Annotated in this window: 19 protein-coding genes; 8 read left to right on the plus strand and 11 right to left on the minus strand. The window is 70.2% G+C overall.

All coding sequences use genetic code 11. The annotated features are described in order from the left end of the window. Positions 1-49: 49 nt before the first annotated feature. Together BLU81_RS14055 and BLU81_RS14060 are read right to left on the minus strand one after the other, a co-directional pair. Positions 50-2659: an ABC transporter permease gene (locus BLU81_RS14055; RefSeq protein ID WP_092544945.1), complete on the minus strand. Its 2610-nt coding sequence runs from the start codon at positions 2657-2659 to the stop codon at positions 50-52. Continuing rightward, entirely contained in the window at positions 2653-3354 is a 702-nt protein-coding gene (locus tag BLU81_RS14060; protein WP_231954511.1) for an ABC transporter ATP-binding protein, read from the minus strand. Before BLU81_RS14060 ends, BLU81_RS14055 begins: the two co-directional genes overlap by 7 nt. 225 nt (positions 3355-3579) lie before the next feature. Here BLU81_RS14060 and lon point away from each other — a divergent pair, with 225 nt between their 5' ends. Next, positions 3580-5826: an endopeptidase La gene (lon, locus tag BLU81_RS14065; protein ID WP_197686421.1), complete on the plus strand. Its 2247-nt coding sequence runs from the start codon at positions 3580-3582 to the stop codon at positions 5824-5826. 56 nt (positions 5827-5882) lie between these two features. Here lon and BLU81_RS14070 read toward each other — a convergent pair whose 3' ends face one another. Both BLU81_RS14070 and BLU81_RS14075 read right to left on the minus strand, forming a co-directional pair. Further along, positions 5883-6902: an SGNH/GDSL hydrolase family protein gene (locus BLU81_RS14070; protein WP_092544947.1), complete on the minus strand. Its 1020-nt coding sequence runs from the start codon at positions 6900-6902 to the stop codon at positions 5883-5885. Between the two features lie 8 nt (positions 6903-6910). Further along, positions 6911-7738: an SGNH/GDSL hydrolase family protein gene (locus BLU81_RS14075; protein WP_092544949.1), complete on the minus strand. Its 828-nt coding sequence runs from the start codon at positions 7736-7738 to the stop codon at positions 6911-6913. Between the two features lie 185 nt (positions 7739-7923). Between BLU81_RS14075 and BLU81_RS14080 the strand changes: the two genes are divergently transcribed. From BLU81_RS14080 to BLU81_RS14090, 3 genes are all read left to right on the plus strand, one after another. Further along, positions 7924-9531 carry a peptide chain release factor 3 gene (locus BLU81_RS14080; protein WP_092557060.1) on the plus strand — a complete coding sequence of 536 codons (1608 nt, stop codon included), beginning with the start codon at positions 7924-7926 and terminating at the stop codon, positions 9529-9531. 112 nt (positions 9532-9643) lie between these two features. Next, the gene (locus BLU81_RS14085) at positions 9644-10915 is read left to right on the plus strand and encodes a multidrug effflux MFS transporter (RefSeq protein WP_172890547.1); all 1272 of its coding nucleotides are present in this window, start codon (positions 9644-9646) and stop codon (positions 10913-10915) included. Positions 10916-11077: 162 nt separating this feature from the next. Beyond that, complete coding sequence (locus tag BLU81_RS14090; RefSeq protein WP_092544951.1) at positions 11078-11260, plus strand: hypothetical protein; 183 nt, start codon at positions 11078-11080, stop codon at positions 11258-11260. A 6-nt stretch (positions 11261-11266) separates the two neighbouring features. Here BLU81_RS14090 and BLU81_RS49195 read toward each other — a convergent pair whose 3' ends face one another. Together BLU81_RS49195 and BLU81_RS14095 are read right to left on the minus strand one after the other, a co-directional pair. Then, entirely contained in the window at positions 11267-11425 is a 159-nt protein-coding gene (locus BLU81_RS49195) for a hypothetical protein (protein ID WP_172890548.1), read from the minus strand. Positions 11426-11475: 50 nt separating this feature from the next. Beyond that, complete coding sequence (locus BLU81_RS14095) at positions 11476-12663, minus strand: cytochrome P450 (protein ID WP_092544953.1); 1188 nt, start codon at positions 12661-12663, stop codon at positions 11476-11478. Between the two features lie 80 nt (positions 12664-12743). On the opposite strand from BLU81_RS14095, the gene BLU81_RS14100 reads away from it, so the two are divergent. Beyond that, positions 12744-14846 (plus strand): serine/threonine protein kinase, encoded by a 2103-nt coding sequence (locus BLU81_RS14100; RefSeq protein WP_092544955.1) that lies wholly within the window; start codon positions 12744-12746, stop codon positions 14844-14846. Here BLU81_RS14100 and rph read toward each other — a convergent pair. After that, entirely contained in the window at positions 14836-17169 is a 2334-nt protein-coding gene (rph, locus tag BLU81_RS14105; protein ID WP_092544957.1) for a rifamycin-inactivating phosphotransferase, read from the minus strand. The genes BLU81_RS14100 and rph overlap by 11 nt on opposite strands. A 91-nt stretch (positions 17170-17260) precedes the next feature. Between rph and BLU81_RS14110 the strand changes: the two genes are divergently transcribed. Then, the gene (locus BLU81_RS14110) at positions 17261-18295 is read left to right on the plus strand and encodes an LLM class flavin-dependent oxidoreductase (protein ID WP_092544959.1); all 1035 of its coding nucleotides are present in this window, start codon (positions 17261-17263) and stop codon (positions 18293-18295) included. Here BLU81_RS14110 and BLU81_RS14115 read toward each other — a convergent pair. Continuing rightward, positions 18282-19064 carry an inositol monophosphatase family protein gene (locus tag BLU81_RS14115; RefSeq protein WP_157751556.1) on the minus strand — a complete coding sequence of 261 codons (783 nt, stop codon included), beginning with the start codon at positions 19062-19064 and terminating at the stop codon, positions 18282-18284. The genes BLU81_RS14110 and BLU81_RS14115 overlap by 14 nt on opposite strands. A gap of 82 nt (positions 19065-19146) precedes the next feature. Between BLU81_RS14115 and BLU81_RS14120 the strand changes: the two genes are divergently transcribed. Next, entirely contained in the window at positions 19147-19563 is a 417-nt protein-coding gene (locus tag BLU81_RS14120) for a hypothetical protein (RefSeq protein ID WP_092544964.1), read from the plus strand. A gap of 42 nt (positions 19564-19605) precedes the next feature. Here the strand turns inward: BLU81_RS14120 and BLU81_RS14125 are convergent, their stop codons facing one another. The 3 genes from BLU81_RS14125 to BLU81_RS14135 all read right to left on the minus strand — a co-directional run bounded on the left by BLU81_RS14125 (position 19606) and on the right by BLU81_RS14135 (position 22982). After that, positions 19606-20859, minus strand: a complete 1254-nt coding sequence (locus BLU81_RS14125) for an SGNH/GDSL hydrolase family protein (RefSeq protein ID WP_092544966.1) — start codon at positions 20857-20859, stop codon at positions 19606-19608. A gap of 2 nt (positions 20860-20861) precedes the next feature. Continuing rightward, the gene (locus tag BLU81_RS14130; protein WP_092544970.1) at positions 20862-22295 is read right to left on the minus strand and encodes a right-handed parallel beta-helix repeat-containing protein; all 1434 of its coding nucleotides are present in this window, start codon (positions 22293-22295) and stop codon (positions 20862-20864) included. A gap of 84 nt (positions 22296-22379) precedes the next feature. Next, positions 22380-22982, minus strand: coding sequence for a hypothetical protein (locus tag BLU81_RS14135; protein WP_157751558.1), 603 nt, complete (start codon positions 22980-22982; stop codon positions 22380-22382). A gap of 133 nt (positions 22983-23115) precedes the next feature. Between BLU81_RS14135 and BLU81_RS14140 the strand changes: the two genes are divergently transcribed. Further along, positions 23116-23421, plus strand: a complete 306-nt coding sequence (locus tag BLU81_RS14140; protein ID WP_092544974.1) for a hypothetical protein — start codon at positions 23116-23118, stop codon at positions 23419-23421. The last annotated feature ends 15 nt before the right edge of the window (positions 23422-23436 follow it).

Genomic DNA, 23436 nt, shown 5'->3' on the forward strand with positions numbered 1-23436 from the left:
CCGGCCACGCGGGTGTTCCCGGAGGTAACCGTGATCGGCCCGGCCGCTGTCATTCGCGCCCGCCGATCGCGTCGACCGGAGCGGGCCGCATCGCGAACCGGGTGGCCATCGTGATGGCGCCCCAGGACAGCGCGACGGTGAGCGCCACGATCGCGATCAACCCGAGGATCGAGATGCTGGGTACGGCTGACCTGGTCAGTCCGAGGCTGATGCCGACCAGTGGCGGAATCGTCGCCAGCAGCCCGAACAGCAGTGCCGCGAAGACCACCAGCCGGGCCTCGCCGTTCATCATCGCGCGGACCTGGTCCCGGCTGGCACCGATGAGCTGGAGCATCGCGAACTCGCGGACCCGCGCCGCCGTCGACATCACCAGGGTGTTCACCACCGCGATGGCGATGTAGCCCAGCAGCACGGTCTGGAACAGCAGGTTGAGCGCCCAGTCCCCGGAATTGCCGGACCCGGGCGCGGTCAGGAACGCCTCCCGGTCGCCGACCTCGACCGTGGGATAGCCCTTGACCACTTCCCGCAGCGCCCCGGCCAGGTCCTCCGAGTCGGTGCCGGCCGCGGCTCTGATCAGCACCGCGGTGTCGACCCGGGCGGTGGTGTGCGCGACCACGACGTCGTTGGGCAGAGTGACGTCCCCGAAACCCAGCCCGTTCTCGTAGAGTGCCACCACCCGGGGCCGGGTCACCGTCCCGTCGCCGAGCCGGAGTTCGACGGCCTCGCCCAGCCGGGCCCGCACGGTCTCCGCGGCGACCCGGCTGAGCGCTACCGTCTCGCCCTGCAGTTGCGCGGTGTCGCCGTCGAGCACTCCCAGGTCCATGGTCTCGGACAGCCGGTCCGGGGCGACGCCCTGGGCGTCGAAGACCTGGGTCGCGGTGCTGTCCTCGGACGGGAACGTCACCAGCACCCGCATCCGCGCGACCGGCGTCACCACGGTCACTCCGGGCACGCCCCGCACCGCGTCCACGATCTGCGGGGACACTCCGGCTCCGGACGACGCGGTCAGGACGTGGTCGGCCCGCAGTCCGGCGGCCAGCTGATCGTCGGCCGCCGCCAGTCCGGTGGACGCGCCGAAGACCTGGACCGCGGCCAGGGTCACCCCCATCGCCAGCGGTGTGGTGGCCGTGCTGAGCCGTCGCGAGCCGGCTCGTGAGTTGGCCTGGGCCAGGAAGCCGTGGGCCGTGGAACTCCGGTTCAGGAACGGGCCGGCCAGCCGGATGACCACGGTGAGCAGCACCGGGCCGAGGCATCCGACGGCCACGACGAACAGCAGCACCGCGCTGCCGGCGGTGTCGGCGGCCGAGTCGCCGGGCGACGCCACCTCGCCGAGGGTCAGCAGCAGTCCGAGCGGGATGAGCAGGACGCCGATGGCCAGTCGGACCCGGCCGAGCTTCTTCGGTTCGACGGTGGCGTCGCCGAGTGCCTCCACCGGGCTGACCTTCGCCACCCGGCGGGCCACCAGCCAGCCGCCGAGGCGGGCGCTGAGCATGCACAGCACCAGGGAGATGAGCAGCGGCCACAGCCCCACCTCCATCTCGAAGTCGGCGGGCATCGCGCCGGCGAGGATGAAGACACCGCGCATCAGGAACGCGAGGGCGATGCCGGGGATCGCGCCGACCAGCACCCCGGCCAGCGCCACCAGGGTCATCTCGGCGCCGATCATCCCGTGGATCTGTGCGGGTGTGGCACCGATGGCGCGCAGCAGGGCCAGTTCGCGGCGGCGCTGCTGCACCGACAGGGCGAGGGTGCTGGCCACCACGAACACCACGAACAGCACCATGGTGCCGCCGAACGACGCCGCCGTCTCGACGACCAGGCTGCGGGCGTCACCGACGTCCAGGAACTCGACGTCGCCGCGTTCCGCGCCGGTGTGCGGGACCAGGCCGGGTACCGCGGCCTTGATGCGCCCGGCCAGTTCCACCGGGTCGGCACCGGCGGCGGCGAGCACACCGATGGCGTCCACCCGGTCCGGGCGGCCGGACAGCGCGACGGCCTGCTCGTCGCTGAGGAACACCGCGGACTGCCGGTCCAGCCCACCGCCCGGCGCGGTGGCGATGCCGACCACGCGGTACGCCGCGGGCAGGGAACCGGCCACCAGCTGCACGGTCGCGTCGAGCGGCACGCCGGCACGCTCGGCGAGGCCCGCGTCGAGGACGACCTCGCCCGGTCCGGCCGGTGCCCGGCCCTCCCGCAGCGGGAACGGCCCGAGCACCGTGGCGGACCAGCCGTGCCCGAGCAGCGGGAAGCCGTCCGGGCCGGTCACCGTGTCACCGTCCGGGGTCACCATGCTGACCTCGACGTCGACGTCCGGGACGGCGGCCTGGACACCGGGCACGGCGGCGACCGCGGCCACCCGGTCGGCGGGCAGCGTGACCCGCTCGCTGTACCGGACCTCGGCGGACTCGTCCAGCCAGAAGGACTGTTCGGCGCTGAGGACGACGGCCGCGCCGGAGTAGCGCTCCGGCGTGACACCGGTGCCGAGCCCGGACAGCAGCAGGATCCCGCAAGCGGTGATGACCGCCGAACCGGCGGCGATCGCGACGAAGGAACCGGCGAAGCCGCCCCATCGTCCCTTGATCGTGCTCCATGCCAGGGTCAGGTCCTTGATCGACGGGATCACCAGGCGGACCAGCCGCCGCAGACGGCGGATCACCACTCGCCCAGGTGGGTCATCCGCGCCGCGACCTGCTCCGGGGTGGGTTTCGGCAGCTCACCGGCGAGGCGGCCGTCGGCCAGGAAGACCACCGAGTCGGCGAACGACGCGGCGACCGGGTCGTGGGTGACCATCAGCACCGTCTGTCCCATCGTGTCGACGATGTGCCTCAGCAGTTCCAGAACCTGCTTGCTGGACCGGGAGTCCAGCGCACCGGTCGGTTCGTCGGCGACCACCACGTCGGGGTGGGTGATCAGGGCCCGGGCGACGGCGACCCGCTGCTGCTGACCGCCGGACAACTCGCTGGGCCGCCGTTTGAGATGGTCACCGAGCCCGACCGCGGTGAGCACCTCATGCAGGAAGGCCCGGTCGGTCTTACGGTCGGCCAGGCGCAGCGGCAGCGTGACATTCTCCTCGACGGTCAGCGCGCTCAGCAGGTTGTAGGCCTGGAAGATGAAGCCGATCCGCTGGCGCCGGACCTCGGTGAGCTCGACCTCGGTGAGGCCGGAGAGCTCGATGTCGCCGAGTGAGACCGAGCCCGAGGTCGGCCGGTCCAGACCCGCCGCACAGTTGAGGAAGGTGCTCTTGCCGGAGCCGGACGGTCCCATCACCGCGGTGAAGGTGCCCCGCCGCAGTGCGATGCTGACACCGTCCAATGCGCGCACCGCACTGCCGTTCGGATCGTACACTTTGGACACTTCGGTCAACCGGATCGCGTGGGTCACGAACCATTGTCCATCGATGGGTGACTCGGTGTGACCCGCCCCACCACGGAGTGGCGTCTCTGTTCGCTGGCAGTGAACGCCGGAAGATCGGTGGAGGGTCCGTAGTTGAGCGAGGAGTACTCAACTTCCCGGAGGTAACCAGTGACCAGCAAGCGTCTCCCCGTGCTGTTCCTCGATGACATCGTCCTGCTTCCGGGCATGGTCGTTCCCGTCGTTCTCGACGAGGCCGCCCAGGCCGCCGTCGACGCGGCCCAGTCCGCGGCCGGCGGCGAGCTGCTGATCGCCCCGCGCCTGGAGGGCAGGTACGCCTCGTACGGCGTGGTGGCCGCCCTGGAGCAGGTCGGCAAGATCCGTGGCGGCTCCCCCGCGGCCGTCCTGCGCACCGGCACCCGCGCCCGCATCGGCAGCGGCGTGACCGGACCCGGCGCGGCGCTGTGGGTCGAGGCCGAGCCGGTGGAAACCCAGAAGACCACCGATCAGGTACGCGAACTCGCCGCCGAATACAAGCAACTGGTCGTGACGGTACTGCAGCGGCGTGAGGCGTGGCAGGTCATCGACTCGGTCAGCGCCATCGACGACCCCAGCGACCTGGCCGACACCGCCGGCTGGGCGCCCTACCTGTCCAGCGACCGCAAACGGGAGCTGCTGGAGACCCCGGACGTCGAGACCCGGCTGCGGCAGCTGATCGACTGGACCCGGGACTTCCTGGCCGAGTCCGAGGTCAACGAGACGATCGAGAAGGACGTCCGGGAGAACGTCGAGAAGCGCAACCGCGAGTACCTGCTGCGTGAGCAGTTGAAGGCGATCCGCAAGGAACTCGGCGAGGGCGAGGACGGCGGCACCGACGACTACCGCACCCGGGTCGAGGCCGCCGATCTGCCGGAGGCCGTCCGCGAGGCGGCGCTGCGGGAGGTCGGCAAACTGGAGCGGGCCGGTGACCAGAACCCGGAGGCCGGCTGGATCCGCACCTGGCTGGACACCGTCCTGGACCTGCCGTGGGGTGTGCGCACCACCGACAACACCGACCTGGTCGCGGCCCGCGCGGTGCTGGACGCCGACCACCACGGTCTGGACGAGGTGAAGGAACGCATCGTCGAGTACCTGGGTGTCCGGGCCCGCCGCGAGTCGCGGGGACTGGAGACGGTCGGCGGGCGCGGCTCCGGCGCGGTGGTGCTGCTGGCCGGCCCGCCCGGAGTCGGCAAGACCTCGCTCGGTGAGTCGGTCGCTCGTACGCTGGGCCGTGAGTTCGTCCGGGTCGCCCTCGGCGGAGTGCGCGACGAGGCGGAGATCCGGGGCCACCGGCGCACCTATGTGGGAGCGCTGCCCGGACGGATCGTCCGCGCGATCCGCGAGTCCGGTTCGATGAACCCGGTGGTGCTGCTCGACGAGGTGGACAAGGTCGGCAGCGACTACCGCGGCGACCCGGCGGCGGCCCTGCTGGAGGTCCTGGACCCGGCGCAGAACCACACGTTCCGCGACCACTACCTGGACATCGACCTGGACCTGTCGGACGTGCTGTTCATCGCGACCGCGAACGTCCTGGACACGATCCCGCAGGCGCTGTTCGACCGGATGGAACTGATAGCGATCGACGGTTACACCGAGAACGACAAGGTGGCCATCGCCCGGGACTTCCTGATCCCCCGGCAGCTGGAGCGGGCCGCGCTGACCACCGGCGAGGTGACCGTCACCGAAGAGGCGCTGCGGGAGATCGCCGCGAACTACACCCGAGAGGCGGGGGTACGGTCGTTCGAGCGCCTGTTGGCCAAGGCGTTCCGGAAGGTCTCGCTGCGGGAACTGCCGGCCACCGTCGACACCGTCGATCTCAAGGACCTGATCGGGCGGCCGAGGTTCACTCCCGAGTCCGGCGAACGTACCGCGGTCCCCGGCGTGGCGACCGGTCTCGCGGTGACCGGGATGGGTGGTGACGTGCTCTACATCGAGGCGTCGCTGCTGCCCGGCAACTCCGGTGGGCTGTCGGTCACCGGTCAGCTCGGCGACGTGATGAAGGAGTCGGCGCAGATCGCCCTCTCCTACGTGCGGGCCCACGCCGGCGAACTCGGCATCTCGCCGGAGCAGCTGGACCACCCGATCCACCTGCACGTGCCGGCCGGGGCGGTGCCCAAGGACGGCCCGTCGGCGGGCGTCACGATGACGACCGCGCTGGTGTCGCTGCTGCTGGGCCGCAACGTGCGGGCCGAGGTGGGGATGACCGGCGAGGTGTCGCTGACCGGCCGGGTGCTGCCGATCGGCGGGGTGAAGCAGAAGCTGCTGGCCGCTCAGCGGGCCGGCCTGACCGAGGTCTACCTGCCGGAACGCAACGAGCCCGACCTGGACGAGGTGCCCGCCGACGTATTGAAGGCGCTGACCGTGCACATCGTCTCCGACGTCCGGGAGATCCTGGAGACCGCCCTGGATCCGGTGTCCGCGCTGGCCACGGCCTGATCACACCGCCTGATCACGCAGCCGGGACACCCGCCGCCACGGGTGTCCCGGCTCGATCATGACGCCAGAGCGGCTGACACGAACGGCTGCAGCTTTCCGGCCAGGACCCGGTGACCGTAGTCGTTGGGGTGGGTGCCGTCGCCGCTCATGGTCGCGCCGTCCCACCAGCCGGTCGAGTCGACATAGGTGACCTTGGTGTCGCCGGCGGCCTGGCGGTCGAGTACGGACTGCCGGGTCTCGGCGGCCCAGGAACCCTTGAAGATCCGTAGCGCCAGGATGCGGGCGTTCGGGTTCTTCTCGCGGACGATGCGGAGCAGGTTCGTGTACCCCGTACGGAAATCGGCGCTGTTGACTCCATGGCCTGAGTCGTTGGTGCCGATGTTGACGACGACCACCGCCGGTTGGTAGCGGCCGAAGTTCCAGTCGGCGGCCCCGTCCTGGAAGCCGGTCTTGGTGTACCGGTTCTCCAGTCCGTAACAGCGGATGCCGCGGGTGCTCTGGGCGGCGGTCAGTTCGCGCAGGCAGGCGCCGCTGAGCGCGATCTGGGTGTGCGAGACGCCCAGGTTCTCGCCGATGATCCACGGGTAGGCGCTGAGTGCCATGTTGGTCGCGGTGTAACCGGCGGTGATCGAGTCGCCGACGAACTCGACGCCCTTGGCGGGTTTGGGCAGCTTGTAGGTGTTCGCGCCGGCGTCGAGGGTCAGCCCTTGGAACACAGCGTCACCGGTGTAGCTGCCTGCCACGATCCGGTAGGAGACGAGCAGAGAGTGCTGACCTACGGCCAGCCGTACGGGAGTGAGGTTAACCGTTCCGCTGACGTTGGTGGCCTTGGTGTACGCACCGCCGTCGATGCTGTACCAGAAGTCGATCGTGCCACGCTGTTTGAGCGCGACACTGGTCCCGGTGAACCCGACCCGCAGGTAGGCACCGGCCCACTGCGGGACGTAGGCGCCACTCCACCGTCCCTCGTACTCGATGTTGGTGTCGGTGGGTTCGCCCGCGGCCAGCGCGGGCGCCGGAACCGCCAGCACGCCCAGAGTGAGCAGCACCGCGGTCAGCATGGTCCGGAGTCGCATGACTGCTCCTAGAGGAGGTAGGCGGACAGGGCGATCTTCTGGGTGCGCAGCGCCGTGGCGACGAGCCGGGCGATCTGCTGGGCGCCGTACGCCTCGAAGTGGGTGTGGTCGGCGCAGAAGTACTGGCCGACGAGCCCGGCGTTGTAGTCGCCGTTGTTGGGGCAGAGCTTGACCGCGTTGTAGTGGTTGACGCTGAGTGTCTGCAGGTCGATCAGCGCCGAGCCGGTGGCGGAGGCAGCGGCCTGGGTCTGGGTGACGAAGCCCCGGTTCTTGACCGCGACACTGCCCGAGCAGGTGATCGCGGCGACCGCGGTGAGCAGCACCGGAGTCGCGCCCTTGGCCTTGGCGGTGTTCGCCATGTAGGTCATCAGCGACTGGTAGCGGGCGGTGCCGACGTGCCGGGGGCAGGTGGTGGAGCCGTCGTTGATGCCGAACTGGATGAACAGGTAGTCACCGGCCTTGATGCCGTTGAGCACCTGCTGCCACCGCGCCGAGTAGGCCGTCGAGCTGAGGACGCACTCGCCGTCCGCGCCGATGGTGGAGGTGACGTTGCCCTCGTACAGCCAGGTCTGGATGCTGCGGCCACCGATGGCCAGGTTGTTGACCGTGACGTCGCTGTTGAACAGCGGGTCGAACTGGGCGCCCCAGCCGACCGGGCAGGTGGTGCTGGGGTTGGCCATCGTCGAGTCGCCGGCGAGCCAGACGGTGGTGGCCGCCGCGGCCTCGGCGGCAGCCGCGGGTTTGACACCGCAGCCGGGCAGGGCGGCGACGGCCGGGGCGGCGAGCAGTAGGGGCACGGCCAGAGCGGTCGCGAGGAGCAGGCGAAGCATGCGCATGGGCCCTCCAGGGGGATTCACGGCCGCTTCGCTCCGGGCAAAGGGGGATGGAACGTTTCACGGCCGCCTGTTACCGCGAGATTAAGCATCGATGAACATCGAAGTCAAGGAGGCCTTCCGCGCCACCGGACGGCGACGACCGTAAGGTTGCAGGGTTGGCTGCGGTTTTGTAGAGAGTGGGATTCGTGAGTCAGAGCGTGCTGGCCTCGTCCGGAGGAGTCGGCCTCGAGGCGGCCCGGCGGCGGACGTTTGCGGTGATCTCGCACCCCGACGCCGGCAAGTCGACAATGACCGAGGCGCTGGCCCTGCACGCGCGGGTGATCGGCCAGGCCGGCGCGGTGCACGGCAAGGGCGACCGTAAGGGTGTGGTGTCCGACTGGATGGCCATGGAGCAGCAACGTGGCATCTCGGTCACGTCGGCCGCGCTCCAGTTCTCCTTCGGCGACACCGTGGTCAACCTCCTGGACACCCCCGGCCACGCCGACTTCTCCGAGGACACCTACCGGGTGCTGACCGCGGTCGACAGCGCGGTCATGCTGCTGGACGCCGCCAAGGGTCTGGAACCGCAGACGCTGAAGCTGTTCGAGGTGTGCCGCCAGCGCAGCATCCCGGTGATCACCTTCATCAACAAGTGGGACCGCCCCGGCCACGACGCGCTCGCCCTGATGGACGAGATCGAACAGCGGATCGGGTTGAAGCCCACCCCGCTGACCTGGCCGGTCGGCATCGCCGGGCACTTCAAAGGCGTCGTCGACCGCCGCACCGGGCAGTTCACCCGGATGCAGCGCTCCCCCGGCGGCGCCGACCTGGCGATCGAGGAGGAGATGACCGACGCGGAGGCCGCCGAGCGGTTCGGCGACGAGTGGACCACCGCGAACGAAGAGCTCGAACTGCTGACGATGACCGGCGCGGACCACGACCAGGAGGCGTTCCTGGCCGCCACCAGCACCCCGGTGCTGTTCGGCGCGGCGGTCGCCAACCTCGGTGTCCGGCAACTGCTCGACATCCTGGTGGAGCTGGCCCCGCCGGCCGGCGCCCGCCCGACCGCCGCCGGTGGCGAGCAGCCGGTCGACGCCGGGTTCTCCGGGTTCGTCTTCAAGATCCAGGCGAACATGAACCGGGCCCACCGCGACCAGGTCGCCTTCATGCGGATCTGCTCCGGCCGGTTCGAGCGCGGCATGATCGTCACGCACGCCACCACCGGCAAGCCCTTCACCACCAAGTACGCCCAGCAGATCTTCGGACAGGGCCGCGACACCATCGACGAGGCGTTCCCCGGCGACGTGGTCGGCCTGGTCAACGCGACCGCCCTCGGCATCGGCGACACGCTGTACGCCGACAAGAAGGTCCAGTACCCGCCGCTGCCGTCGTTCCCGCCCGAGCACTTCGCGGTGGTGCGCACCGACGACACCGGGGCCTTCAAACGGTTCCGCCGCGGCATCGAACAGCTCGACGGCGAGGGTGTCGTCCAGGTGCTGCGCTCCGACCAGCGCGGCGACGGCACACCCGTCTTCGCAGCGGTCGGCCCGATGCAGTTCGAGGTGGCCACCTACCGCCTGGAAGCCGAGTTCGGGGTGAAGGTGAAGCTGGAGTTCCTGCCGTACGAGATCGCCGCCGTCACCGACGCGGCCGGCAAGGAGATCCTGCGCACCGAGTCGAACGTCGAGGTGATGACCCGGGTCCGCGACGGCGCCCTGCTCGCGGTCTTCCCGCACCGCTGGCGGTTGCGCACCGTCGCCGGACGCCACCCCGACCTACACCTGGACGCCCCGATCGACATCACCGCGGCGTAGGAACCCCAGCGGTGCCCGGGGCTCGCGCTCAGGGCACCGCCGTGGTCAGTGACCAGCGTTACCAAATCGGCGCGGCCGGAAGAACCCCGGCGCGGGACAACTTGTCGAAGTCGTGGCTCACTCTCGTACCGAAACCCCGCCTCTCTCCCCCGGGGAGCTGCTGCCGCTCGGCCGCCGCTTCCGGATCGTGCTCGTTCTCGGGTTGCTGACCGCGCTCGGCCCGCTCACCATCGACATGTACCTGCCGTCGCTCCCGGCGATCACCGGCGACCTGCAGACCACCGCCGCCGCGGTGCAGCTCACCCTGACCGGCACCCTGGTCGGCCTGGCGTTCGGCCAGCTGCTGGTCGGGCCGTTGTCCGACGCGTTCGGCCGCCGGTGGCCACTGCTCGGCGGCATCGCGGTGCACGTACTCGCCTCGGTGTTCTGTGTCATCGCCCCGAACGTCGCGGTCCTCGGCGCGCTCCGGGTGCTGCAGGGCCTGGGTGCCGCGGCGGCGGCCGTCGTCGCGATGGCGATGGTGCGTGACCTGTTCTCCGACAACGCCGCGGCCCGGCTCTTCTCCCGGCTGATGCTGGTCGTCGGGGTGGCCCCGATCCTCGCGCCGACCATCGGCGGCCTGGTGCTGAACTGGACGTCCTGGCGGGGCGTGTTCGTGGTGCTGACCGTCGTCGCGGTCACCATCATGGGTGTGTCCGCGCTGACGCTGCCGGAGACCCTGCCGGTCGAGCGGCGCCGCAGCGGTGGCGTGCTGGGCACCGCCCGGGACTACGGGCGGCTGCTCACCGACCGGGTGTACGTGGGCCTGATCCTGGTGGCCGGCCTGGCGATGGCGGCGCTGTTCGCGTACGTCAGCGGGTCGTCGTACGTGTTCCAGGACGAGTACGGCATGACCGAGCAGCAGTTCGCGCTGATCTTCGCGGGCGGCGCGGTCGGCCTGATCGGTGCCACCCAGTTCAACGTGCGCCTGCTGCGCCGCTGGAAGCCCCAGCAGATCATGACCGGTGCGCTGGTGGCCGGCCTCGGGTTCGGCCTGGTGCTGCTGGTGCTGGCCGCGACCGGCATCGGTGGCCTGGTCGGCGTCCTGATCCCGCTGTGGCTGGTGCTGGCCATGGTCGGTCTGGTCATGCCGAACGCCCCGGCGCTGGCGCTGTCGCGCCACGGTGAGGCCGCCGGTACCGCCGCCGCCCTGCTCGGCGCGGTCCAGAACGGTGTCGGCGCGCTCGCCGCCCCGCTGGTCGGCCTGTTCGGTGTCGGTTCGGTCGCGATGGCCGCCGTCGTCTTCGGCAGCATGGTGTCCGCGCTGCTGGTCTGCTTCCTGGTGGTCCGCCCGCACCGGCTGGTCACCCACGAGTCGGTGAAGGTGGTGGCCGTCGCGCACTAGCCACCTCGCGTTCAGGTGACCGACATCTCAAAGACGAGGTCGCCGGGTGGTATTCGAGCAGTTCACCGGCCACATGAGGCGAAGTGACGGGGAAAACAAAAGCCGCCGTCCGCGTTTCCGGACGGCGGCTTGTTCACTTCGGTGACATAGCGTCGCCAACCGATGCACAGCGACGTTCTGAACCTTCTCGATGCCCATCTCGCCGAACTGCAGGCACTCCGCGACGACCTCGGCTCGGCCCGCCAGGTCCGTCCGGGCGCCCGCCACGACACCGCGACCGCGACCCTGGAGTCCACCCAGACCTTCGCGTCCTTGTTGACCCGGGTCCTCACCGAACAGTATTGACCCGGGTCACTTCAATGACCGGCGGCCGTTCACCACTCCCAGCACGATCGCGGCCACCAGGGCGATCGCCCCGAGGATCAGCAGCCACTTGACGGCTTTCAGGAACAGGCCCAGCAGGACCAGGATCACCGCGAAGACCACCAGAGTGGCCACCAGGGAACGCATGTCTTTCTCCTTCGGCAGGGTGGCCGGTGGATTCCCCGGACCGGGTCCGCTCAACCCCAGGTGACCGGGAGTTCGGCGTAACCACGCAGGACCAGGCGGTCCCGCAGCACCGGCTCGCCGGCCGGCGCCAGGTGCGGCAGCATGGTCAGCAGCAGCGGGAACGCGACCTGCGCCTCCAACCGGGCCAGCGGCGCGCCGAGACAGTAGTGGGCGCCGCCGCCGAACGACACCGGCTGGATGTTCGGGCGGTCCGGGTCGAAGCGGTGCGGGTCGGGGTACCGGTCCGGGTCGCGGTTGGCCGAGCCGAGCAGCAGCATCAGGTCGGTGCCGGTCGGCAGTTCGAGACCGTCGCCCAGGTCGAGCACCTGGCCGGTGGTGCGGGTGGCCATCTGGACCGGGGAGTCGTACCGCAGGGTCTCCTCGACGAAGGCCACCGCCTGCTCAGGGTCGGCGCGCAGACGGTCCGCGTGGGCGGGGTGGTCGAGCAGGAGCTTGGTACCCGTACCCAAGAGGTTGGTCGTGGTCTCGAATCCGGCGACCAGGAGCAGCACCAGGTTGGCCAGCAGCTCGGCCCCGGTGAGACCGGAATCGGCGGACGCAAGGTCGCTGGTCAGATCCTCCCGCGGTGACTTCTGGCGCTCGGCGATCAGGCCGGTGAAGTAGTCCTCCAGCTCACGCCCGGCGAGGTCGGCCCGCTCCATCTCCTCTTCGGTGCTGATCGGTTCCAGCACCACGGTCAGGTCGGCGGCGTGCCTCCGGAACCAAGTCCGGTCGGCGTCCGGGACGCCCAGCAGCGCGCAGATCACCGCGATCGGCAGTGGATAGGCGAAAGTGGTCACGAAGTCGGCGCGCTCCGGCATCTGTTCGATCAGCTCGGTGGCCTGCTCGGTGATCACGTCCCGCAGCCCGGCGACCCGGCGGGCGGTGAAGGTGGCGGCGGCCGCGCGCCGGATCCGGGTGTGGTCGGGCGGGTTGGTCATCAGCATCGACTCGACGATCGAGGCGACCCCACGGTTGTCGCGCCAGTCCGGCCAGAAGGTGTCGTAGTCGGCGGCGTCGGACACCCGCAGCCCCGGATCGCGCAGCAGCCGGCTGGTCAGCGCGTGCGTGGTGACGAACCACCGTCCGTCGAGCGCCGGAAAAGCCGGGGCGGTGGAGCGAAGGACGTCATAGGCGGGGTACGGGTCCCGGCGTCCCTCGGCCGAGAACAGTGACGTCAGCGCGGTCTCGAAATCCATCAACACTCCTCAGTCCCGGGTTCCATCATGCCCGGTACCCGCCACGTCGAATGGTGATCGGACTGCGTACTGTGTGCCGGATGAAAAGCCCCCTTCGCCCTGGTGACCCGCAGTCGCTGGGTGGCTACGAGCTGTTGGCGCGGCTCGGCGAAGGCGGCATGGGGGCGGTGTTCCTCGGCCGTCGCGGCAACGGCCCTCTGGTCGCTATCAAGATCATTAAGCCGGAGTACGCCCACGAGGAGGAGTTCCGGGGCCGCTTCCGCAGTGAGGTCAAACGGGCCCGGCAGGTACCGCCGTTCTGCACCGCCGCGGTGCTCGACGCCGACCCCGAGCACGAGACGCCGTACCTGGTCGTCGAGTACGTCGACGGCCCGAGCCTCGACGAGGTGGTGGCTAAAGAGGGCCCGCTCACCCACGGCCAGTTGCAGAGCGTCGCGGTCGGGGTGGCCACCGCGCTGACCGCCATCCACGGCGCCGGGGTGATCCACCGCGACCTCAAGCCCCGCAACGTGCTGTTCGCGCTCGGCTCGCCGAAGGTGATCGACTTCGGGATCGCCCGGGCCCTCGAGGTGACCAGCCAGCACACTCATCCCGACCAGATGGTGGGGACGGTCGCCTACATGGCGCCGGAACGCTTCGACGGCATCCACCGGGACATCACCCCGGCCGCCGACGTGTTCGCCTGGGGTGCCGTCATCGCGTACGCGGGCACCGGCCGCACCCCGTTCCGGGCCGACTCACCGGTCGCCACCGCGGCCCGCATCCTCACCCAGCCTCCGGAGCTGACCGGCCTGACCGGCACTCTCGCCGACCTGGTGGCGCTCGCGCTGTCCAAGGACCCCGAGGACCGGCCGACCGCGCACGAGCTGCTCAACCTGCTGCTCGCCCAGAACACCGACCCGAACATGATCAGCCAGCCGCCGGCTCTGGACCCGCGGCTGCGGCAGGCGGCGGAGGCGGCGCAGCTCTCCGGCCGGCACGTCTCCGGCAGCGGCCCCCGGCTGGGCCGGCCGGTTCCGGCACCGAAACCGAAGAACCGAGGCCGCCTGCGTACAGTCATCGCGGTCACCGTCGCGACCACACTGCTGGCGACCGCCGCCGGGCTGTACAGCCGCCGGACCGACGGAGCAGCGGCCCCGGACGCGAGGAGCGCCGCCGACCCGGCCACGGTGGCGCAGGCCGTCATGCCGGTGCCCGGCGCGGTGCGGGGCCCGTGGGTGGTGGACGCCCTGGACCGGCGGGGTCAGTGGAACAGCGAACCGTCCGAGTTCTACACCGGCAGCTGCACGTTCAAGAACGGCATGCTGATCAAGACGGACAGTTACGTGATGATCTGCGGCGGCCCGGCCCAGAGTTTCGCCGGTGACCAGTCGATCTCCGCCAGTGTCACCGTCGGCACTGAACTGTCCTGCGCGGAGGTGCAGTTCCGGGCCGTGCGGGACAGCTCGTACTGGCTCGATCTGTGCCCGCAGCTGATCCGGATCCGGCACGAGGGCGCGGTCCGGACCGAGACGCTGAACTCGCTGAATACGAAGGTCTTCGCTCCGGGCCAGCGCCGGAAGATGGTGCTGAGTCTGCGTGGCGACGTCGCGTCGGTCACGGTCGACGGCGCCGCCGTCCTCGACGCGACACTCACCGATCCGAGTCTGCTGGCCGGCACGGTGGCTTTCGGGGTCGGCCCGATCGACCGCTCGAAGAGCCAGCAAGCCGATGTCAGCGCGGTCATGGCCGATGCCGAGATCCGGCCGATCGAGGACGTCGCCCCGTCCCCGTCCGGTTCGGTGCCACCGTTCACCGACGTCCGCACGGGCAACACCACGTCGATCGTCTTGGTGCACGGGTATTACCCGAAGTCCCGTTCGCTCGTGGTGGAGCCGGTGCTGTTCATGAGCGGCGAGGAGTACTGCAAGCTGTTCTCGCTGAAACCGTCGGACGACGCCCCGTGCGAGCGGGAGTGGGTGACCGAGGACAGCAGCATGACGGTGACCCTGCCGGTGTCCACCAAGGTGAAGCTGACCAGCACGTTCGAAGATCCGGAACGCTGCCTGACCCACCCGGCGATCGTCGGCGACTGCAAGATCTCCGCCACCCTGATGGCCGAGCGGCTCAACGAGGGCCGGCTGGTCGAGCTGGCCACCGTCGACGGCGTCGTGACGTCGGTGGCCGAGGTCTTCATTCCCTGATCAGGATCTCCACGTAGCCGTCGGTGCCGTGCACCCGGATTCGGTCGCCGTCGGCGATCCGGCGGGTGGCGCCGTCCACTCCGACGACGGCGGGCAGGCCGTACTCGCGGGCGATCACCGCGCCGTGTGTCATCTGCCCGCCCACTTCGGTGACCAGGCCCGCGACGGTCACCAGGGCGGGTGTCCAGCTGGGGTCGGTGAAGGGCGTCACCAGGATGTCGCCGGGGGCGAAGTCGGCGTCGGCCATGTCCCGGACCACCCGGGCCCGGCCCTCGACGGTGCCCGCCGAGACCGCGAGACCGATCAGGGCTCCGGCCGGTACGTCGTCGCGACGGTACGAGCCGTTGACCGTCTCGCCGTCGGAGGTCAGCACCCGGGGCGTGCTGAGGGTCTGGAACCACCGGAACTCGTCCTTACGGCTGCGGATCAGCTGCTCGTCGACCTTGCCCACCCGTACGGCGTCGTGGAATTCCTGGAACGTCAGGTAGAAGACGTCCTCCCGGTCCGCCAGCGGGAGCCGGGAGGCCTCCGCCAGCAGCGCGTTCTTGTAGTGCCGGTAGCGGCTCACGATCGCGTATTTCGGGTACTCGCGGTAGCCGATGAAAGTGCGCAGCCGGTCGATCATCTGTTTCGTCTCGGCCGCTTTGGACTCGCCGTCGGGCAGGGCACGCAGGCGTACCAGGATCTCCTCCGCTTTCGCCGCCGCGGTCCGTTCGCCGCGTTCGAATCGGCGTCGGGCCTCGCCCGGCGGGAGATTGCGGACGTTGTCCAGAATGACCGGCAACAGGGTGCCGGGGCGTTCGATCCATCGGGGCCGGGTGATGTCGATCTCGGCGACGCAGCGCATGCCGTAACGGTCGAGATAGGTCCCGATCGCGTCGCGAACCTCGGCCGGCAGGTGGTCCAGGAAATCGTCACCGGCCGTTTCCAGGAAGTCCGCCACTCCGGGGTGCCGGCGGATGACGTCGGCGACGTCGAGCAGTTCCAGGCCCATCTCGGAGGTGATGTTGCCGGGAGCCGACAGGGTGAGGGTGTCGGCGGCGTTCTTCTCCCCCAGCCATTCCGCCAGCCGGTCGTTGAGCCACCAGGTGGCTCCCATTCCCGCCATGATCGCCTGGATGCTCAGCGGGTCGGCGAGCATCCGTTTGTGCTCCTGGAACGCTTCCAGCAGGAAGTCGAACAGGGCCGTTCCGGACCGGCCGGCGATGGCCCGGCGCAGGGCTTCGACGGATTGCTCGCTGCGGGCGATCAGTTCCGCGACGATTCCCGGTTCCGGATCGGGGACCGGGGCCGTCGCCGGGCGGGCCGTCGCCGGTGCTGGCGGGCCGAAGTCGCCGCGTTCCAGAACGGTCTCCAGCGCGTCCCGGATCACCGGATCGCCCTTCCCCATCACGTCGAGCAGCCCGGCCCGGATCGCCGGGTCGGCCAGCCGGGCGGCGACGTCGACGAACAGGCGCCCACCGGCCTGGTGCATCGGGGCCATCGCGGTGAGCTGCCACATCGAGTAGCCGAGCGGCTTCATGGCGTCGGTCATCATCTGCTGGTGGCCGACCGAGACGTACACGTGCCGGTTCTGGTCGCCGGCCACCGGAACCGGGAAGAGCGTGGTGATCGGCCGGCTCTGCACAATCGAGAACTCGTCCCCGGCCAGGCACCATTCGATGTCCTGCGGGCTGCCGAAATGCGCTTCGATCCGCCGTCCGAGTGCCGCCAGCCGCAGCACCTGTTCCTCGGTCAGCAGAGAACTCGTGCCGTCGACCCGGCCGTCGCGAATCGTGTAGGAGTCCGGGTCGGCCAGTCCGGAGACCAGCGCCTCACCGAGCCCGGGAACGGCTTCCACCGCGGTGACCGTGCGATTCCCGGTCACCGGATCGGCGGTGAAGAGCACACCACTGACCTCGGGCACGACCATTTCCTGTACGACGACAGCCATCCGAACCGTGCGGTGATCGATGCCGTGATGATCGCGGTAGGCCACCGCCCGGTCGGTGAACAGCGAGTCCCAGCACCTCTCGACGTGCTGCATCACCGCGTCCGCGCCGACGACGTTCAGGTAGGAGTCCTGCTGTCCGGCGAACGAGGCGGTCGGCAGGTCCTCGGCGGTGGCACTGGAGCGGACCGCATAGGCGCCCGTGCCGACCGCTGCGGTGATCGCCACGACGAGTGCGGCGGAAAGCTCGGTCGCCGCGGTGGTCACCACGAATCCGGGCGGCACCCGCACCCCGTCGATACGTGACAGCTCCCCCAGGTTCGCGCCTTTCCCACCGGCGATCGTGCTCTGGTTCCGGTCGAGGTCACGCAGGTTCACCACGAGCTGAGTCATCACGGATCCCGGTTCTTCGGCGGCTGATACGTCGAGCCTCCCATCCTGGCCGCCGGGAATACCCTCCGGCCACCTCAAGGTTGGTCCGGACGTGCACAAGAAGATCGGCTTCCTCTCTTTCGGCCACTGGCGTGACGTGGCCGGTTCCCAGACGCGCAGCGCGTCCGACGCGCTGCTGCAGACGATCGAGTTGGCGGTGGCGGCCGAAGAGCTGGGCATCGACAGCGCCAACGTGCGCGTGCATCACTTCGAACGCCAACTGGCCGCCCCGTTCCCGCTGCTGGCGGCGATCGGGGCCCGGACCAGCCGGATCGAGATGGGTACCGGCGTGGTCGACATGCGGTACGAGAACCCGCTCTACATGGCCGAGGAGGCCGCCGCCACCGACCTGATCAGCGGTGGCCGCCTGCAGTTGGGCGTGAGCCGGGGATCCCCGGAGACCGCGCTGCGCGGCGCCGAGTCGTTCGGCTACGTCCCCGCCGACGGCGAGACCGTCGCCGATCACGCCCGGCAGAAGATCGAGATCTTCCTGGCCGCCATCGACGGCAAGCCGGTGGCTCGCACCGATCCGGCCCGCACCGGCGGCGTCAGCGGCGGCCTGGCGATCCAGCCGCAGGCTCCCGGCCTGCGGCAGCGCATCTGGTGGGGAGCCGGCACCCGGGTGACCGCCGAGTGGGCCGGCCGGATCGGCATGAACCTGCAGAGTTCGACGCTGCTGACCGAGGACACCGGTGTCCCGTTCGACCAGTTGCAGGCCGAACAGATCGCGTTGTACCGGCAGGCCTTCAAGGACGCCGGCCACGCGTGGGAGCCCCGGGTCTCGGTGTCGCGCAGCGTGCTGCCGATCACCGAGGAGATCGACCGGATCTACTTCGGCCGGGAGGGTGACCAGGACCAGGTGGGCCTCCTCGAGGGTGTCCGCTCCCGGTTCGGCCGCACCTACTCCGGTGACCCGGACCGGATCGCCGACGAGCTGGCCGCCGACGAGGCCGTGCTGGCCGCCGACACCGTGCTCCTGACGGTGCCGAACCAGCTGGGGGTGCAGTACAACACCCGCCTGCTGGAGACCATCGCCAAGCACGTGGCCCCGGCGATCGGCTGGTCTCCGGCGGTCACCCCGCGGTGATCGCTCGAGCCTTCTCGGCGAGTTCGGCCCACAGACTCGGAGCGGCGCCGATGGTCAGCTCCGGGGTGTAGTCGGCGGCCCGGCCACCGAGCGTGACACCGGCCTCGCGGGCGATCAGGGCCCCGGCGGCGATGTCCCACAGGTTCGTGTCGAGGGCGAGGCCGCCGTCGAGACGGCCGGACGCCTGGTAGACGAGGTTCAGCGCGGCCGGGACCCGGCGGATGTCACCGCACAGCGGAAGCAGTTCGCGCAGCACCGTGCCGACCCGGGTCTTGGTCCGGACGTTGGGCTGGAAACTGATGCCGATCAGGGCTTCGGCCAGCGGCGGGCCACTGGACGCGGCGATCGGCTGCCCGTTGAGGAAGGCGCCGCCACCGTCGACGGCGGTGAAGGTCTCGCCGGCGGCCGGGTCGTGGACGACCGCCATCCGGGGCTGGTCGCCGTGGTAGAGCGCGATGCACACCGACCAGGGCCCGGTGCGGCTGATGTAGTTGCGGGTGCCGTCGAGCGGGTCGATGATCCAGGACCAGCCGCTCGTACCGCCGCGTCCGTTTCCCTCCTCGGCCTGCATCTCGTCATCCGGCCAGGCCGCGTGGATGCCGTCGACGATGAGGCGTTCGCTGGCGATGTCGACGTCGGAGACGACGTCGTTGGCGTGCGCTTTGGGTGCGCCCATCTTCAGGGTGTCGCGGCGTTCGAGCTGGAGGCAGCCGGCGCGGATCGCGAGTTCGGCGGCGAGGTCCCGGGCGGCGAGAAGGTCACGAGTCACCACCGGCACGCTATCTCACTACAACGTGCCAACCTTCGGGTACGAACAGTGAGGATCTCGCGCGCCGGAACACGGTGACGCCATGAAGACATCGACTGCAGTCATCGCCGCCGCCGCCGCCGCGGGTATCGCCGTCCTGGTGCCGGCCGGCGCCTCCGCGGCCCCGCAACGGTGCGTCTCCGCCAAGCCCACCCCGGACTTCTACGCCGCCGGGCGGATCTCCACCACCCCGGTCACCGACACCAACCGGCGGTGCACCACGATCGCGGTCTCCGGCATCCGCGACGCCGCCGACCCGTCCGACACCTGCCAGACGTTCCTGGTGGCGCTGACCAACCCAGGGGCGGACCCCACGTACACCGAGCCGGTCCCGGCTTGCGCCGGAGGCCGCACCGTACTCGCGACCGGCATACCGGCGGGCACCGAGTTCCGGGTCATCTATCAGGTCGACTACATCGACCCGGCGCCGCAGGTGGTCCGCTTCAACGTCTGGTACTGACCGGCCGGCCCGGCGCCACGGGGGCGCCGGGCCTTGTTCGGTTCAAGCCCAGCAGGGTGTCACCGGCAGCTGGCGCGGGCCGGTGCCGAGCGCGAACAGGTCGACGGTGTCGGCCAGCGCACTCATGCCCGCGTCGGTGAGGTGCAGGCTGTCGCTGTGGGCGTAGTCGGCCCGCAGCCGGGTGCGGTCGGCCGGATCGCAGACCTTCGCGTCGAAGTCGAAGTACCCGTCGAAGGCGTTCCCGGCCCGGATCCAGTCGTTGACCTGCTGCCGGACCGCCTCTCGCGCCGGATTGTGCGCGGCGAACCCGCCGAACGGCAGGATCGTCGCGCCGTAGACCGTCACCCCGCGTTGGTGTGCCAGATCGGCGAGCCGCTGATAGCCCTCCTGCAACTGCGCCGCCGTGGCGTCACCGGTGATGTCGTTGACACCTTCGAACACGATGACCGACCGGACATTCTCGTGACTGAGCGCGTCGTGCTCGAAACGGTTCAGGGCGCTGAGCCCGCCGCCCGTGGACCCGGTGCTGTCCCGGAGCACCCTGTTGCTCGCGATGCCCGCGTTGACCACGGTGCGTTTCGCCCCGCCGCGGACCGCGTCGAGACGGCGGGCCAGGTAGTCCGGGTACCGCCGGTTCGTCAGCGGCGTCGACGAGTAACCGTCGGTGAGCGAGTCACCGAACGCCACGATCGTGCCACCGGCGACCGGGCCGAGCAGGTCCAGGCCGCTGAGGTAGTACCAGGAACCGCGCCGGCCCGGGAAGTCGGCGCTGGAGTCGTCGTCGGCGTGGTCACCGGGCACCGACACGTAGGTGTTCATGAGCGCGTGCCGGTGCGCCGTCACCACGCCCGGGTTCTCCCGCACGTAGACGCTGATCAGCAGGTTCTGTCCGGCCGTCACGGTCATGACGGCCGGGTCGCTGAACCGTTCCGCACCGGCCGGAACGGTGACCGTGTCCGCGCCGCCGAACGTCAGCCGATGATGACTGCCCGTCTTCGCCACCCCGCCGAGGCTCTGCTCGGCGAGATCGACGTGCCCGACGACGAGCGGCGCGGTGCCGTAGAGGTTCGACACCCGGACCCGCGGTGCGGAGCCCCCGGCGGAGGCGTAGACGACGTGACGGATCGTCACGTCCGAGACGACCCCGGCGTCGGCGGGCATGGCTTCCACGGCCGGTGCCCAGACACCGGCCCGGCTGGGGATGCCGACCTCGTCGACGGCGGCCACCGCGGGCAGCGGCAAGGCGGCACCGGCAGCGAGTGTGATGAGTGTGATGAAAGCGATGGGTGCGCGCATGCTCAACTGCTGTGGATCGAGACGAAGCCGAGGCTCTGGCCGGAGGACCCGAAGACCTCCATCTTGCGCACGACCGCGCCCACCGCCGTGGCGGCCACACTGTTGCCGATGCCGAGCCCGCCGACGGCGATCACCTTGCCGGTGGTCTTCAGCGAGGCCTGCGCGCTGATCAGGCCGGCGCCGGAACGCTGGATGACAGTGGTGTCGACCGGGGCGGAGTACGGGATGGCCGCGTCCACGGTGTTCCAGCCGATGGTGACGTCCAGCGCCCGCGCGGCCGGCTCCTTCTCGGTGTTGTCCTTGACGAGGATCGCTTCCCGCGCCGGATTGGCCTGCCGGATCTGGTTGCCGGTGACCGTCACCTTGCTGCTCTTGGTGTTGATCGCGATACCGGTCGCGTTGACGGTGGCCTTGCTGTTGACGACCCGGTTGCCGACGACGGTCGCCTCGGTCGTACCGATCAGGTTGATGTTGGCGTTCACCGAGTCGATCACCACGTTGCCGGTGATCGTGATGCCGGACGCCTGGGCGCCCAGGGACAGGCCGTCGATCTCGATGCCGTGAAGCTGGGCGCCGATGGTGGTGTTGCCGGAGACCACGACGTTGGTGGCCGATTGGACCCAGATCGCGGACTGACCGATCTCGGTCAGCGTGTTGTCGGCGATCACGGTGCGGTCGCCGCCCTGCCAGACGCAGATGCCGTCGAAATAGTCCGAGTCGCTGCCGAAGCCCGGGTGCACGTAGTCGTAGCGGCGGGCCTCGTCGGTCGACAGCCAGTCCATCGCCACGTGGTTGTCGCTGATCCGCACGTCCCGGCCGTTGGTGGAGATGCCGAACCGGGTGTCCTCGGTGGTGCAGTTGGTGATCACGATGTCGTCGGAGAGACCCGGCGACACGTCGTACACGACGATGCCGTTGAAGCGGGTGCTCTGCACCCGGACGCTCTCCACCACGATGCCGGTGGACCGGACGATGCGGACACCGTCGTACTGCTCGGCCCGCACGGTGTCGATGAAGGTCAGCCCGAAGATCTTCACCCGGGCGCAGTCCTGCAGGCGCAGGATCGCGTACTCACCCTTGACCGACACCGGGCCGCCGGCGAGGGCGATGGTCGCGCCCTGCCCCTCGATGACGACGTCCGCCAGGTTCCGGGCGGTGAGCTGGTTGAACACCCGGAAGGTCCGCCCGGCCGGGAAGTAGACACTCTTCCCGGTGGTGGTGGCGTGGTTCAGCGCGGCCTGCACGGCGGCGGTGTCGTCAGTGGTCCCGTCACCGATCGCCCCGTGGTCGAGGACCGAGGTCCAGCCCTCGCCGGTGTCCGTGGTGGTGCCGGCCGGTGCCGCCTGCGCCTCGCTCGCCCCGGCCGCCAGCCCACCGGCCACCGCGGTCGACGCGATCCCGGCCCGGAGCGCGGCCCGCCTACTGAACATCTCCATCGAATTCCTCCCCGTTGATCTTTCGACAGCGGGACGGAGGCTACCTGTCGCGGCCCCGGGGTGTCCGCCCCGCCCGCGGCGGGTTCAGAACTTGCCGGTGGCCAGTAGCGCTCCGGTGCCGGCCAGCGCGGCGGCCATGCCGGTGAGGACCGGGACGCCCATCGCGTCGGTGACCAGGTAGGCGAACACCGCGGTCCCCACCAGGACGGCGACCGTCACCAGCGCCCGCATCGCGGACCCGCTGACCCGTGTCCGCAGCGCCAGCACGACCGGAACCAGCAGCACGATCGCTCCGGCGGCCGCGATCAGCCCGAACAGGCTTCCGTAGAACGCCCCGGCCGCCGCCGCCTCGGCCACCTGCGCGCCGTCGCCGGCCCGGAAGTCGAGGTGCGGAATCGTCTGCACCGCGGTGATCAGCAGAACGCCGAGAGCGGCGACTGCAGCGATCCATCGTCCGGCCGGGGCCGGGCCGGTGGCCAGCAGCCGCCAGCCGATCAGCGCCACCAGCAGGACCGGCACCGCGATCGCGAGCGTGAACGCGGCCGGGACGACATCGGTCCCGCCCATGGTCACGGCCAGCGCGCCGGTCGCGGTCCCGCCGAGGACACCGGTCACCAGAGCGACGCCGGCCAGCCGCCACACCCGCACGCCACGATCCACGCTGATCAGGGCACTCGCCTCAGTCATGACTGCCTCCAGAACCATTTTTGAGCGGTTGCTCAAACAGCACTGTAGCCAAGTTTGAGCGACCGCTCAAGATGTTGGGCAGCGGGTCGGCGACCGGGAGATCCTGACCGCCGGAGCCGGCATCTTCAGCGAGGTGCGGACCTGGGACGCGGCCACCGGTGAGCCGCTGCTGCGGATCTCCTGCGACGGCTTCGACGTGAGCGCGCTCGCCGTCGGCGACCTGTCCGGCCGGCCGATCCTGGCGACCGCGACCACGAGGTACGCCCGGCTCCAGGTGTGGGACGCGATCACCGGCGAGCAGATCGGCAAGGGACTGGACGTCGGCCGGCGCGTCAACCCGATGACGGCCACCTCGCTGCGGATCACCCGGTGGCGGGACAAGACCGTCGTGCTGGCCGCCGCCAAGGGCTGGCCGCCCTTCCTGTGGATCATCGGCTAGGGGTTCTCTCAGCCG

Source organism: Actinoplanes derwentensis, assembly GCF_900104725.1.
In the GTDB taxonomy this organism is placed as follows: Bacteria; Actinomycetota; Actinomycetes; order Mycobacteriales; family Micromonosporaceae; genus Actinoplanes; species Actinoplanes derwentensis.

What these genes read in the sequence shown, in the direction of transcription:
- lon (WP_197686421.1), top strand. Translation starts at nt 3,580, where the DNA reads ATGGTCGTTCCCGTCGTTCTCGACGAGGCCGCCCAGGCCGCCGTCGAC.
- BLU81_RS14070 (WP_092544947.1), bottom strand. Translation starts at nt 6,902, where the DNA reads ATGCGACTCCGGACCATGCTGACCGCGGTGCTGCTCACTCTGGGCGTG.
- BLU81_RS14075 (WP_092544949.1), bottom strand. Translation starts at nt 7,738, where the DNA reads ATGCGCATGCTTCGCCTGCTCCTCGCGACCGCTCTGGCCGTGCCCCTA.
- BLU81_RS14090 (WP_092544951.1), top strand. Translation starts at nt 11,078, where the DNA reads ATGCACAGCGACGTTCTGAACCTTCTCGATGCCCATCTCGCCGAACTG.
- BLU81_RS49195 (WP_172890548.1), bottom strand. Translation starts at nt 11,425, where the DNA reads ATGCGTTCCCTGGTGGCCACTCTGGTGGTCTTCGCGGTGATCCTGGTC.
- BLU81_RS14095 (WP_092544953.1), bottom strand. Translation starts at nt 12,663, where the DNA reads ATGGATTTCGAGACCGCGCTGACGTCACTGTTCTCGGCCGAGGGACGC.
- BLU81_RS14100 (WP_092544955.1), top strand. Translation starts at nt 12,744, where the DNA reads ATGAAAAGCCCCCTTCGCCCTGGTGACCCGCAGTCGCTGGGTGGCTAC.
- rph (WP_092544957.1), bottom strand. Translation starts at nt 17,169, where the DNA reads ATGACTCAGCTCGTGGTGAACCTGCGTGACCTCGACCGGAACCAGAGC.
- BLU81_RS14120 (WP_092544964.1), top strand. Translation starts at nt 19,147, where the DNA reads ATGAAGACATCGACTGCAGTCATCGCCGCCGCCGCCGCCGCGGGTATC.
- BLU81_RS14125 (WP_092544966.1), bottom strand. Translation starts at nt 20,859, where the DNA reads ATGCGCGCACCCATCGCTTTCATCACACTCATCACACTCGCTGCCGGT.
- BLU81_RS14130 (WP_092544970.1), bottom strand. Translation starts at nt 22,295, where the DNA reads ATGGAGATGTTCAGTAGGCGGGCCGCGCTCCGGGCCGGGATCGCGTCG.
- BLU81_RS14135 (WP_157751558.1), bottom strand. Translation starts at nt 22,982, where the DNA reads ATGACTGAGGCGAGTGCCCTGATCAGCGTGGATCGTGGCGTGCGGGTG.